Here is a 13450-nt window from a genome sequence, read left to right on the forward strand (position 1 = left end):
CTTTATGTTGAAAGAGATTTTCGAACAGCCCGATTGTATTCATGATTGTATGCGCGGACGTATTAATGTGGAAGCTGATAATGTGGTACTTTCTGCTGTGATAGATCATCGGGAAAAGCTGCTGAATGCCAAACGGTTTATTATTGTTGCTTGCGGAACTTCCTGGCATGCCGGACTGATCGGTAAGCATTTGATTGAGAGTTTCTGCCGCATACCGGTGGAAGTGGAGTATGCTTCCGAATTCCGCTACCGTGATCCGGTGATTGACGGGCAGGATGTGGTGATAGCAATTTCCCAGAGTGGCGAGACGGCAGATACATTGGCTGCTGTGGAATTGGCGAAAAGCCGCGGGGCATTTATATATGGTATTTGCAATGCGATTGGCTCTTCTATTCCCCGTGCCACTCATACCGGTTCATATATTCATGTGGGTCCGGAGATCGGAGTGGCTTCTACCAAAGCATTTACCGGACAGGTCACTGTATTGGCGATGTTGGCATTGACACTTGCCAAAGCGAAAGGAACCATTGACGAACAGCATTATCTTTCAATCGTACAGGAGTTAAATCATATTCCGGAAAAAATGAAAGAGGTGTTGGATTTGAATGATACTTTGGCGGAGTTATCGAAAACTTTCACTTATGCGCATAATTTTATTTACCTGGGACGCGGATATAGTTATCCCGTTGCTCTGGAAGGTGCATTGAAATTGAAAGAAATATCGTATATTCACGCCGAAGGTTATCCGGCTGCGGAGATGAAGCATGGACCGATTGCCCTGATCGATGCGGAAATGCCGGTAGTGGTGATTGCTACCCAGAATGGATTGTATGAGAAAGTATTAAGTAATATTCAGGAGATTAAGGCACGGAAAGGAAAAGTGATTGCATTTGTGACGAAAGGAGATACCGTTATCAGCAAAATCGCTGACTGTAGTATCGAACTTCCTGAAACAATCGAATGTCTCGATCCGTTAATTACTACGGTACCTCTGCAACTTCTTGCTTACCACATTGCGGTATGCAAAGGGATGGATGTGGATCAGCCGAGAAATCTGGCGAAGTCGGTAACAGTAGAGTAATGTAATTTACAATTAGACAATTTACGATTGAAGAATCAATGATGGATAGTAAGTTGTTTGATTGGCGGGTGGTAATTTAAATTGTAAATAGTAAATCGTCAAATCGTAAATAGTATAGATGGAACAATTGAAACATGAATGTGGCGTTGCCATGATACGCTTGCTCAAACCGTTAGAGTATTACGAGAAAAAGTACGGGACATGGATGTATGGTCTTAATAAACTCTACCTGTTGATGGAGAAGCAGCATAATCGTGGACAGGAAGGTGCGGGACTGGCATGTGTGAAACTGGAAGCAAATCCGGGTGAAGAATATATGTTTCGTGAACGCGCTTTAGGTTCCGGAGCCATTACGGAAATCTTTGAAAACGTTCAAAACAATTTTAAGGATCTCACTCCCGAACAGTTGCACGATGCAGCGTATGCCAAACGAACTTTGCCTTTTGCCGGTGAAGTATATATGGGACATCTTCGTTATTCCACTACGGGAAAATCCGGAATCTCTTATGTGCATCCATTTTTAAGAAGAAATAACTGGCGTGCCAAGAATCTGGCCCTCTGCGGAAATTTCAATATGACAAATGTGGACGAGATATTTGCCCGTATCACTGCCATTGGTCAGCATCCGCGTAAATATGCCGATACATATATCATGTTGGAGCAGGTGGGACACCGTCTTGACCGTGAAGTGGAGCGTGTATTCAATCTTGCCGAAGCCGAGGGGCTTACGGGCATGGGAATCACTCATTATATAGAAGAATATATTGATTTGGCAAACGTGTTGCGCACTTCCAGCCGCGAATGGGATGGGGGATACGTGATCTGCGGATTGACCGGGAGCGGCGAGTCCTTCGCCATCCGCGACCCGTGGGGAATCCGGCCTGCATTCTGGTATCAGGATGATGAGATAGCTGTTCTTGCTTCCGAACGTCCGGTGATCCAGACTGCTTTGAATGTTCCGTTTGAGGAAATCAAAGAATTGCAACCGGGGCAAGCATTGTTAATCAGCAAAGAAGGTAAAATCCGTACTTCGCAAATTAACAAGCCGCGCGAAAATCATGCCTGTTCTTTCGAACGTATCTATTTCTCCCGTGGGAGTGATGTCGATATTTATAAGGAAAGGAAACGGTTGGGTGAAAAGTTGGTTCCGAGAATATTGAAAGCTATCAATAATGACATCGATCATACGGTTTTTTCTTTTATTCCCAATACTGCGGAGGTGGCTTTCTACGGAATGTTACAGGGACTGGACGATTACTTGAATGAGGAGAAAGTGCAGCAAATTGCTGCATTAGGGCATCATCCGGATATGGAGGAACTGGAAGTCATTCTTTCCCGCCGCATCCGTAGCGAAAAGGTGGCGATCAAGGATATCAAACTCCGTACGTTTATTGCCGAAGGAAACAGTCGTAATGATCTGGCAGCCCATGTGTATGACATTACATACGGAAGTCTGGTACCCGGTGTTGATAATCTGGTGATTATTGACGACAGCATTGTGCGTGGTACTACGTTGAAACAAAGTATTATCGGTATTCTCGACCGTCTCGGTCCGAAGAAGATTGTGATAGTATCTTCTTCTCCGCAAGTACGTTATCCTGACTATTACGGTATCGATATGGCAAAGATGAGCGAGTTTATCGCTTTCAGGGCTGCTGTCGAACTTTTAAAGGAGCGGGATATGAAAGATGTGATTGCGGCTGCCTACCGTAAATCGAAAGAGCAGGTAGGACTGCCGAAAGAGCAGATGGTAAACTATGTGAAAGACATTTATGCTCCGTTCACTGATGAGGAAATCTCTGCCAAAATGGTAGAACTGCTGACACCCAAGGGAACCAAGGCGAAAGTGGAAATCGTCTATCAACCGTTGGAGGGATTGCACGAGGCTTGTCCGCATCATAAAGGCGACTGGTATTTTAGCGGTAACTACCCTACACCGGGAGGTGTGAGAATGGTGAACCGGGCGTTCATCGACTATATAGAACAAATGTATCAATTCTAACAACCATACAACGATTCAATAATAAGAATGAGAAATGTGACATTAATCCTTGACGACGGGAGCCGGTTTTCCGGTAAGTCGTTTGGCTACGAGAAGCCGGTGGCAGGCGAAGTAGTTTTTAATACTGCCATGACCGGATATCCGGAGAGCCTCACTGACCCTTCATACGCCGGACAGTTGATGACGCTTACCTATCCTCTGGTAGGCAACTACGGTGTTCCTCCTTTTACCATCGAACCGAATGGACTTGCCACTTTCATGGAAAGTGAGAAAATCCACGCGGAAGCGATTATCGTAAGTGACTATTCTTATGAATACAGTCACTGGAATGCGGTGGAAAGTCTCGGTGACTGGTTGAAACGCGAGCAGATTCCCGGTATCACAGGCATTGATACGCGCGAGCTGACTAAGGTTCTTCGTGAACATGGAGTAATGATGGGAAAAATCGTTTTCGATGATGAACCGGATAATGTGCCTGAAGCAGTATACGCAGGCGTCAATTATGTAGATCGTGTATCTTGCAAAGAGATTATTTGCTATCTTCCTGCCGGAGCTTCACAAACTTTCTCTGTAAATAGCTCTTATGCGCAGCTTAATTCTCAATTCTCAACTTTCAATTCTCAATTTAAGAAGGTTGTCCTGGTAGATTGCGGTGTAAAGACAAATATTATTCGTTGTCTGCTGAAACGTAATGTAGAAGTGATCCGTGTACCTTGGGATTATGATTATAACGGACTTGAATTTGACGGGTTGTTTATCTCCAACGGACCGGGTGACCCGGATACTTGTGATGCTGCGGTACAGAATATACGGAAGGCGATGGTAAACGAGAAACTGCCTATCTTCGGCATCTGTATGGGTAACCAGTTGCTTTCAAAAGCGGGCGGAGCCAAGATTTATAAATTGAAATACGGACATCGTAGCCACAATCAGCCGGTGCGTATGGTAGGTACGGAACGTTGTTTCATTACTTCACAAAATCATGGTTATGCCGTAGACAATAATACGTTGACTGCAGAGTGGGAACCGTTGTTTATCAATATGAACGATGGGTCCAACGAGGGAATCAAACATAAAAAGAATCCCTGGTTCTCTGCGCAATTCCACCCGGAAGCTGCGAGTGGACCTACGGATACGGAATTCCTGTTCGACGAATTTGTAAAACTATTGTAACAATGAAAGAAAATATAAAGAAAGTATTGCTATTAGGTTCAGGTGCTCTGAAAATCGGTGAGGCTGGTGAATTTGACTATTCCGGTTCACAGGCACTTAAAGCCTTGAAAGAAGAGGGTATTGAAACCATTCTTATCAATCCGAATATTGCTACGGTGCAGACTTCCGAAGGAGTGGCAGATCAAATTTACTTTCTTCCGGTGACTCCGTACTTCGTAGAGAAAGTAATCCAGAAAGAAAAACCGGAAGGAATTATGCTGGCGTTCGGTGGTCAGACGGCTCTGAACTGTGGAGTAGCATTGTATAAAGAAGGTATTCTTGAAAAATATAATGTAAAAGTGCTGGGTACTCCGGTACAGGCCATTATGGATACCGAGGATCGTGAACTTTTCGTTCAGAAACTGAATGAAATCAATGTAAAGACCATTAAGAGTGAAGCCGTAGAAAATGCGGAAGATGCGCGTCGCGCAGCAAAAGAACTGGGATATCCGGTGATTGTTCGTGCTGCTTATGCATTGGGAGGTTTGGGCTCCGGTTTCTGTGATAATGAACAGCAATTGGATGTTTTGGTAGAAAAGGCATTCTCTTTCTCTCCGCAGGTATTGGTGGAAAAATCTCTTCGCGGCTGGAAAGAAGTGGAATATGAAGTGGTACGTGACCGTTTCGATAACTGTATCACCGTTTGTAATATGGAAAACTTCGATCCGCTGGGTATCCATACCGGTGAGTCTATCGTTATTGCTCCTTCACAGACGCTTACCAATAAAGAGTATCATAAACTTCGGGAATTGGCAATACGTATCATCCGCCATATCGGTATCGTGGGTGAATGTAACGTACAATATGCCTTCGATCCCGAATCCGAAGATTACCGGGTGATCGAAGTAAATGCCCGTCTTTCCCGTTCATCGGCTTTAGCATCTAAGGCAACCGGTTATCCGCTGGCTTTCGTTGCTGCCAAATTGGGATTGGGTTATGGACTCTTCGACCTGAAGAACTCTGTAACCAAGACTACTTCCGCTTTCTTCGAACCGGCACTGGATTATGTCGTATGTAAGATTCCGCGTTGGGATTTAGGAAAATTCCACGGTGTAGATAAAGAGTTGGGTTCTTCTATGAAATCTGTGGGTGAAGTGATGGCTATCGGACGCACTTTTGAAGAAGCTATCCAGAAAGGTCTTCGTATGATCGGACAGGGAATGCATGGTTTTGTGGAGAACAAAGAATTGGTTATTTCCGACATCGACAAAGCCTTGCGCGAACCGACCGATAAACGTATTTTCGTGATCTCGAAAGCGTTTCGTGCCGGCTACACCATCGATCAGGTGCATGAATTGACTAAGATTGATAAATGGTTCTTGCAGAAGTTGATGAATATCATGAAGACTTCTGAAGAACTGCATAGTTGGGGAAACAATCACAAACAGATTGCCGATCTGCCGAACGAATTGCTTCGTAAAGCTAAGGTTCAAGGTTTCTCTGATTTTCAGATTGCCCGTGCCATCGGTTACGAAGGGGATATGGAAGATGGGATTCTTTATATCCGCAAATACCGTAAAGAGGCAGGCATTCTTCCGGTAGTGAAACAGATCGATACGTTGGCAGCCGAATACCCGGCACAAACCAATTATCTGTATCTTACTTATAGCGGTGTAGCAAATGATGTGCGTTATCTGGGCGACCATAAATCCATCGTCGTATTGGGTTCCGGTGCTTATCGTATCGGTTCTTCCGTAGAATTCGACTGGTGTGGCGTACAGGCTTTGAATACCATTCGCAAAGAGGGATGGCGCAGTGTCATGATTAACTATAATCCTGAAACCGTATCTACGGACTACGATATGTGTGACCGTTTGTACTTTGATGAATTGACTTTTGAACGTGTGATGGATATTCTGGAACTGGAAAATCCGCATGGGGTAATTGTATCTACCGGTGGTCAGATTCCAAATAACCTTGCTTTGCGTCTGGATGCACAGAAGATTAATATTCTAGGTACGAGTGCCAAGAGTATTGATAATGCCGAAGATCGTGAGAAATTCTCTGCCATGCTTGACCGTATCGGTGTGGATCAGCCTCGTTGGCGTGAGTTGACTTCTATGGATGACATTCAGGAGTTTGTTGAGGAGGTAGGTTTCCCCGTACTTGTTCGTCCGTCTTATGTGCTTTCGGGAGCTGCGATGAATGTTTGTTCCAACCAGGAAGAATTGGAACGTTTCTTGAAACTGGCAGCTAATGTATCGAAGAAACATCCGGTGGTAGTAAGCCAGTTTATCGAACACGCCAAGGAAGTGGAAATGGATGCCGTGGCGCAGAATGGAGAAATCGTGGCATACGCTATTAGTGAGCATATCGAATTTGCGGGAGTACACTCCGGTGACGCGACTATTCAGTTCCCGCCGCAAAAGCTGTATGTAGAAACTGTTCGTCGTATTAAGCGTATCAGCCGTGAGATTGCCAAGGCTTTAAATATCTCCGGTCCGTTTAATATTCAGTATCTGGCGAAAGACAATGATATCAAGGTGATTGAATGTAACTTGCGTGCCAGTCGTTCTTTCCCGTTTGTCAGCAAAGTGTTGAAGATCAATTTTATCGAATTGGCAACGAAAGTTATGCTCGGTCTGCCTGTGGAGAAACCGGAAAAAAATCTCTTCGAACTGGATTATGTGGGAATCAAGGCTTCCCAATTCTCTTTCAACCGCTTGCAGAAGGCCGATCCGGTGTTGGGAGTAGATATGGCTTCTACCGGTGAAGTGGGTTGTATCGGAATGGATACTTCCTGTGCCGTACTCAAAGCAATGCTTTCCGTAGGCTATCGTATTCCGAAGAAGAATATCCTGCTGTCTACGGGAACAATGAAACAGAAAGCCGATATGATGGATGCGGCCCGTATGTTGGTGAATAAGGGATACAAACTCTTTGCAACGGGTGGTACACACAAAACGCTTGCAGAGAATGGAATTGAAAGTACTCATGTCTATTGGCCGAGTGAGGAGGGACATCCGCAAGCATTGGAGATGCTTCATCGCAAGGAGATCGACATGGTAGTCAATATCCCGAAGAATCTGACAGCCGGAGAATTAAGTAATGGGTATAAAATCCGTCGTGCTGCCATTGACTTGAATATACCGTTGATTACAAATGCCCGTCTGGCTAGTGCATTTATCAATGCCTTCTGTACGATGAGTGTGGATGATATAGCTATCAAGAGCTGGGCAGAGTATAAATAAGGGAATCAGTTGTTATGTAATAACTGGAAGAAGCCGTTTCCATATTTTTAGGAGGCGGCTTTTTTAGTTGTATCATTTAAACGTAAATAGAATTTGACTACTTTCTTTCATTTTCCTTGTAGAATTAGACATTTTGGAGTAAATTGCGCAATTATTAAAAAAAACAGGAGAATAACAGGTATGGATAATCATGTTGTAATAATGGCTGGTGGCATAGGGAGCCGCTTTTGGCCGATGAGCACTCCGGAATGTCCTAAACAATTTATTGATGTAATGGGATGTGGCCGGTCGCTGATTCAGTTGACGGCAGATCGTTTCGACGGTGTTTGCCCCAGGGAAAATATGTGGGTCGTAACTTCTGAAAAATACATTGATATTGTTCGGGAGCAGTTGCCGGAAATTCCGGAAAGTAATATTTTGGCGGAGCCTTGTGCGCGCAATACTGCGCCCTGCATTGCTTTTGCTTGCTGGAAGATCAAGAAAAAACATCCGAATGCTAACATTGTAGTAACTCCTTCGGATGCATTAGTCATTGATACGGGAGAATTCCGTAGAGTGATGGAGAAAGCTCTTCGTTTCACAGATGATGGCAGCGCTATTGTAACGATAGGTATCCGGCCAACTCGTCCGGAAACCGGATACGGATATATTGCTGCTGCCGATCAGCTCCAGACAGATAAAGAAATTTATACAGTAGATGCTTTTAAGGAAAAACCGGATAAAGAAACTGCCGAAAAGTATCTGGCAGAAGGCAATTTCTTCTGGAATGCGGGAATCTTTGTATGGAATGTGCGTACTATTACTTCCGTGATGCGTGTATATGCTCCGGGCATCGCACAAATTTTCGATCGCATTTTCCCCGATTTCTATACAGAGAAAGAGAATGAAACAATCAAGAAGTTATTCCCTACTTGCGAAAGCATTTCTATCGACTATGCAGTGATGGAGAAAGCACAGGAGATTTATGTACTTCCCGCTTCTTTTGGCTGGTCAGATCTGGGCACATGGGGAGCACTTCGCGGTTTGCTTCCACAGGATAAGTCTGGAAATGCAACCGTAGGAACCGATATCCGTTTGTATGAAAGTAAAAATTGTATTGTGCATGCCAGCGAAGAAAAACGAGTAGTTATTCAAGGCTTGGATGGATATATCATTGCAGAGAAAGATAACACATTATTGATCTGCAAGCTGGAAGAAGAGCAAAGAATTAAGGAATTCTCGAAATAAAATTTATTTCGAGAATTGATATTCATGTGGTGTCATTCCTGTCATTCGCTTAAAGAACTTCGAGAAAAAAGAAGGATTAGGGAAGTTCAATTCATCAGAAATTTGATAAACAAGCAGATTGCTATGTTTTAGCAATACTTTAGCTTCTAATATAATGGACTGGTTTATCCAGTCCATTACTGTTTGTTGACTGGTTTGGCGGATGATAGTATTAAGATAACGAGGAGTGAGACATAGTTTATCCGCATAAAAACTAACATTACGTTCTTTCTTGCTATAAGCATTGACTAAAGAAATGAAACGCTGGAAAATCTCTTCCTGATGTGTCTGACAGCTCTGTTCTTTTTGATTGTTGTTTTTGACAAGATATTCTATATTGCACAAAAGACTGATTAGTAGATATTGAATAGCTTCCCGTCGGAACGTCGGTTCTTGTAATATATTCCATATTAAAGCAAAATAACTCTTAAACAAGTCGTATTCATGTGAGGTCAGAGATAATATGAGATTTTTCTGTAACTGTGAGAGATGAGTGAAGAAATTGTCTTTTCCGGCTATAGAAAGAAATTCCGCGTCCATGGCTACCATCTGCATATCAAAATCCGGAGAGACTTCTATAATCTGAAGAATGGAATTTGGAACAATTAATAGTAGCTTGTCCGGCTGAAAAGTTTCTTCTATCAGGTTGATTAATACGCGCGCATATCCCTGTTTGATAACTGCGATACGTCCCTCTTTGATACGATAAGGTTGATCTATTGTGATAAGATTGGATTCTATTTTGGCGAAGCTGTTTACGAATCCGAAATGCGGAGATATAAAACGAAATTCGTTAAATCGGACGACATCTGGATTTACTAAGATTTCGAGACCTATGTTCAATGGTATTTTCTTTTCCATTTCTATCTGTTTTTCCGCCAAAGATAATAAAAATCAGCAAATAGCCTTTTATTCTTTCTCTTTATCGAACTATTGGAACATTTTTACTAACTATCGGAATGTGAATGTATTTTTGAAACCTCTATCTTTGTCCTTTGAAGAAATTAAAGAAATGATGTGTATGAAAAGAATGTTTTTCAGTTTCTCCTTTTTATTGTTTGTATCGGGAATAAATGCGCAGATAACGTTGGAAGAATGTCAACGGAAGACGCAGGAAAATTATCCGTTGGTACATCAGTATGGCCTGGTGGAGAAAACAAAGGAATATAATCTTGAGAATGCGGCAAAAGGATATTTGCCACAGTTTGCCCTTTCGGCTAAAGCTTCTTATCAGAGTGAGGTAACAGAAATTCCGGTGAAGCTTCCCGGAGTGGATTTGAAAGGACTGCCGAAAGATCAATATCAGGTGATGTTGGAGTTACAACAGAAAATCTGGGATGGCGGAGGAATCCGGATGCAGAAGAAACAAACGACTGCGGAAGCGGAGATAGAGAAAGAAAAGCTGAATGTGGATATGTATGCGCTGAATAGTCGTGTAAATGACCTTTATTTTGGAATTCTTTTGTTGGACGAGCAGCTGAAACAGAATGCATTGTTGCAAGATGAACTGGAGAGAAATTATCGCCAGATTACTGCCTACGTAGAAAATGGCATTGCCAATCAGGCCGATTTGGATGCTGTAAAAGTGGAGCAGTTGAACACAAAGCAGAAAAGAGTTGAACTGGTTTCGTCGCGTATGGCATATTTGAATATGCTTTCACTTCTGGTAGGAGAGAAGTTGTCGCAGGAAACGGTTTTGGAGAAACCTGTTCCTCAAGATGAGATTTCGGCTGTCAGTGAGATTCGTCGTCCGGAATTGTCTTTGTTTAATGCGCAAGGAGTCGGATTACAAGTACAGGAGAAAGCTTTGAATGTGCGTCATCTTCCACAGTTCGGATTGTTTGTGCAGGGAGCCTATGGAAACCCCGGACTGAATATGCTGAAAAATGAATTTTCTCCTTACTATATTGCGGGTGTTCGCCTTTCATGGAATTTCGGTAGTTTGTACACCTTGAAGAATGACCGGAAGGTAATTGAAAATAAACGCCGGCAATTGGATAATAACCGGGATGTATTTCTTTTTAATACAAGATTGGAGATGACACAACAGGATCAGGCCATCCAATCATTGGAAAAGCAAATGCAGGATGATGATGAGATTATCCGTTTGCGTACCAATATTCGCAAATCGGCAGAAGCCAAAGTGGCGAATGGAACATTGACGGTGACCGAGATGCTTCGGGAATTGACCAATGAGAGTTTGGCACGTCAGTCGAAAGCGTTGCATGAAATTCAACGGTTAATGGGAATTTATCAATTGAAATATACTACGAATGATTAATATAACTTCTTTAGATATGGAACGAATGACAAAGATAGGAATGGTTGGAGTGGCATTGATAATGTTGGCTGCTTGTGGTAAGGGAATACCCAGCTATGATGCAACCGGCACGTTTGAAGCCACGGAAGTGATAGTCTCTGCCGAAGCTGCCGGAAAGTTGTTGCGACTGGAGGTAGAAGAGGGGACAAGACTGAAAGCAGGTGAGGAGATTGGACTGGTGGATACGGTGCAATTGTATTTGAAGAAATTACAACTGGAGGCCAGTATGAAATCTGTGGAAAGCCAACGTCCGGATCTTGCTAAACAGATAGCTGCTACCAAACAGCAAATAGTAACAGCTGAACGTGAAAAGAAACGCGTGGAAAACCTGCTTGCCGCTGGAGCGGCGAATCAGAAACAGTTGGACGACTGGGATGCACAAGTCAAATTGCTTGAAAGGCAGCTTGTCGCACAGGAATCATCATTGCAGAATAGTACAAATAGCCTGATAGAACAAGGAAATTCGGTTGCCATACAGGTTGCACAGATGGAGGATCAGTTAGCTAAATGTCATGTCCAGTCGCCTATCGGAGGTACAGTATTGGCAAAATATGCAGAAGCCGGTGAATTGGCGGCGATAGGTAAACCGCTGTTTAAAGTGGCTGAAGTGGATCGCATGTATTTGAGGGCTTACATTACCTCCGAACAGTTGTCGCAAGTGAAACTGGGAGATGAGGTAACTGTGTATGCCGATTATGGAAACTCGGAGCAGAAAGCTTATCCGGGGGTAGTGACCTGGATTTCCGACCGTTCGGAGTTCACTCCCAAAACGATTTTGACGAAAAACGAACGTGCTAATTTGGTATATGCAGTGAAAATTGTCGTGAAGAATGACGGAGCATTGAAGATTGGTATGTACGGAGGAGTGACATTGAAAAAATTAATGATTAAAAATTAAAGGAGAGGAGATGGAAAAGGGAGAACCCATAGTGGTTGTGAAAGAAGTCGGCAAGAACTATGGAACAGTGGAGGCGCTGAAAGACGTTTCTTTCGTTGTGGAACGAGGAGAAATCTTTGGGTTGATAGGGCCTGATGGTGCCGGTAAGAGTTCCTTATTCCGTATTCTGACTACTTTGTTGCTGGCGGATAAAGGAACGGCCATGGTTGCCGGGCTGGATGTGGTAACGGATTATAAACAGATTCGTACGAAGGTGGGATATATGCCCGGTCGTTTTTCACTTTACCAGGATCTTTCGGTAGAAGAGAATCTGGAGTTTTTTGCTACCGTGTTCCATACGACAGTTCAGGAGAATTATGATTTAATTAAAGATATCTATCAACAGATAGAACCGTTCAGGAAAAGAAGGGCAGGGGCTTTGTCTGGTGGTATGAAGCAGAAACTGGCATTGAGCTGTGCTTTGATTCATAAACCGGATATTTTATTCCTGGATGAACCTACTACCGGAGTAGATCCCGTGTCGCGTAAGGAATTCTGGCAAATGCTTCGAAACTTACGGGAACAGGGTATTACCATTGTCGTTTCTACTCCTATCATGGATGAGGCCAGGCAATGTGACCGGATTGCTTTCATCAATCATGGACAGATTCATGGCATTGATACCTCCGAACGTATTCTTCATCAATTTGCGTCTATTCTTTGCCCTCCTTCTTTGGAGCGGGAGGAAGTGAAGCATGAAGTAGCTCCGGTCATTGAGGTGGAACAGTTGACAAAGTGTTTTGGAGATTTTACCGCAGTAGATCATATCTCCTTTCAGGTGAACCGGGGCGAGATATTTGGCTTTCTGGGTGCTAATGGAGCAGGAAAAACGACAGCTATGCGTATGCTTTGCGGATTAAGTAAACCGACATCAGGCATCGGAAAGGTGGCAGGATATGATATTTACCGGGAGGCCGAACAAGTTAAGAAACATATCGGATATATGAGCCAAAAGTTTTCGCTATATGAAGACCTGAAAGTGTGGGAGAATATCCGTCTGTTTGCCGGAATTTATGGCATGAAGGAACAAGAGATAGAACGGAAGACAGAAGAATTGTTGGATCGTTTGGAGCTTACTGCCGAACGGGATACTCTGGTGAAGAGCCTTCCGGTGGGATGGAAACAGAAATTGGCTTTTTCAGTATCAATATTCCATGAACCGAGAATCGTTTTTCTGGATGAGCCGACCGGCGGAGTAGATCCTGCTACGAGAAGACAGTTCTGGGAATTGATCTATCAGGCAGCCGATCAGGGTATTACCGTGTTTGTCACTACCCATTATATGGATGAAGCGGAATATTGCAACCGGATATCTATCATGGTGGACGGTCAGATTAAAGCACTTGATACACCTGCCCGTCTGAAACAACAATTCGGTGCGGAAACGATGGATGACGTTTTTCAGAAATTAGCCCGCGGTGCGGTGCGCAAAGCAGATTGA

Annotated in this window: 9 protein-coding genes; 8 read left to right on the plus strand and 1 reads right to left on the minus strand. The window is 43.5% G+C overall.

The annotated features are described in order from the left end of the window. The 5 genes from glmS to ACT8YW_RS06990 form a co-directional block, all read left to right on the plus strand. The coding region (gene glmS / locus ACT8YW_RS06970; protein WP_444104463.1) for a glutamine--fructose-6-phosphate transaminase (isomerizing) at positions 1-1081 on the plus strand (1081 nt) is incomplete at its 5' end. A 118-nt stretch (positions 1082-1199) separates the two neighbouring features. Then, a complete protein-coding gene (locus tag ACT8YW_RS06975) occupies positions 1200-3083 on the plus strand; it encodes an amidophosphoribosyltransferase (protein ID WP_444104464.1) in 1884 nt (627 codons plus the stop codon). 27 nt (positions 3084-3110) lie between these two features. Continuing rightward, positions 3111-4256 carry a glutamine-hydrolyzing carbamoyl-phosphate synthase small subunit gene (gene carA, locus ACT8YW_RS06980; RefSeq protein ID WP_444104465.1) on the plus strand — a complete coding sequence of 382 codons (1146 nt, stop codon included), beginning with the start codon at positions 3111-3113 and terminating at the stop codon, positions 4254-4256. A gap of 2 nt (positions 4257-4258) precedes the next feature. After that, positions 4259-7486 carry a carbamoyl-phosphate synthase (glutamine-hydrolyzing) large subunit gene (gene carB / locus ACT8YW_RS06985; RefSeq protein ID WP_444104466.1) on the plus strand — a complete coding sequence of 1076 codons (3228 nt, stop codon included), beginning with the start codon at positions 4259-4261 and terminating at the stop codon, positions 7484-7486. A 180-nt stretch (positions 7487-7666) separates the two neighbouring features. Beyond that, positions 7667-8713, plus strand: a complete 1047-nt coding sequence (locus ACT8YW_RS06990; RefSeq protein ID WP_004325717.1) for a mannose-1-phosphate guanylyltransferase — start codon at positions 7667-7669, stop codon at positions 8711-8713. 3 nt (positions 8714-8716) lie between these two features. Here ACT8YW_RS06990 and ACT8YW_RS06995 read toward each other — a convergent pair whose 3' ends face one another. Next, a complete protein-coding gene (locus ACT8YW_RS06995; RefSeq protein WP_444104467.1) occupies positions 8717-9613 on the minus strand; it encodes a helix-turn-helix domain-containing protein in 897 nt (298 codons plus the stop codon). 160 nt (positions 9614-9773) lie between these two features. Between ACT8YW_RS06995 and ACT8YW_RS07000 the strand changes: the two genes are divergently transcribed. From ACT8YW_RS07000 to ACT8YW_RS07010, 3 genes are read left to right on the plus strand one after another with little or no spacing between them, the layout of a single operon-like run. Further along, positions 9774-11033 carry a TolC family protein gene (locus ACT8YW_RS07000; protein WP_186968163.1) on the plus strand — a complete coding sequence of 420 codons (1260 nt, stop codon included), beginning with the start codon at positions 9774-9776 and terminating at the stop codon, positions 11031-11033. Positions 11034-11049: 16 nt separating this feature from the next. Then, positions 11050-11970, plus strand: a complete 921-nt coding sequence (locus tag ACT8YW_RS07005; RefSeq protein WP_444104468.1) for an HlyD family secretion protein — start codon at positions 11050-11052, stop codon at positions 11968-11970. A gap of 10 nt (positions 11971-11980) precedes the next feature. Continuing rightward, positions 11981-13450, plus strand: a complete 1470-nt coding sequence (locus ACT8YW_RS07010) for an ATP-binding cassette domain-containing protein (protein ID WP_444104469.1) — start codon at positions 11981-11983, stop codon at positions 13448-13450.

This window comes from Bacteroides sp., from assembly GCF_052357945.1.
Classification (GTDB): Bacteria; Bacteroidota; Bacteroidia; order Bacteroidales; family Bacteroidaceae; genus Bacteroides.

What these genes read in the sequence shown, in the direction of transcription:
- ACT8YW_RS06975 (WP_444104464.1), top strand. Translation starts at nt 1,200, where the DNA reads ATGGAACAATTGAAACATGAATGTGGCGTTGCCATGATACGCTTGCTC.
- carA (WP_444104465.1), top strand. Translation starts at nt 3,111, where the DNA reads ATGAGAAATGTGACATTAATCCTTGACGACGGGAGCCGGTTTTCCGGT.
- carB (WP_444104466.1), top strand. Translation starts at nt 4,259, where the DNA reads ATGAAAGAAAATATAAAGAAAGTATTGCTATTAGGTTCAGGTGCTCTG.
- ACT8YW_RS06990 (WP_004325717.1), top strand. Translation starts at nt 7,667, where the DNA reads ATGGATAATCATGTTGTAATAATGGCTGGTGGCATAGGGAGCCGCTTT.
- ACT8YW_RS06995 (WP_444104467.1), bottom strand. Translation starts at nt 9,613, where the DNA reads ATGGAAAAGAAAATACCATTGAACATAGGTCTCGAAATCTTAGTAAAT.
- ACT8YW_RS07000 (WP_186968163.1), top strand. Translation starts at nt 9,774, where the DNA reads ATGAAAAGAATGTTTTTCAGTTTCTCCTTTTTATTGTTTGTATCGGGA.
- ACT8YW_RS07005 (WP_444104468.1), top strand. Translation starts at nt 11,050, where the DNA reads ATGGAACGAATGACAAAGATAGGAATGGTTGGAGTGGCATTGATAATG.
- ACT8YW_RS07010 (WP_444104469.1), top strand. Translation starts at nt 11,981, where the DNA reads ATGGAAAAGGGAGAACCCATAGTGGTTGTGAAAGAAGTCGGCAAGAAC.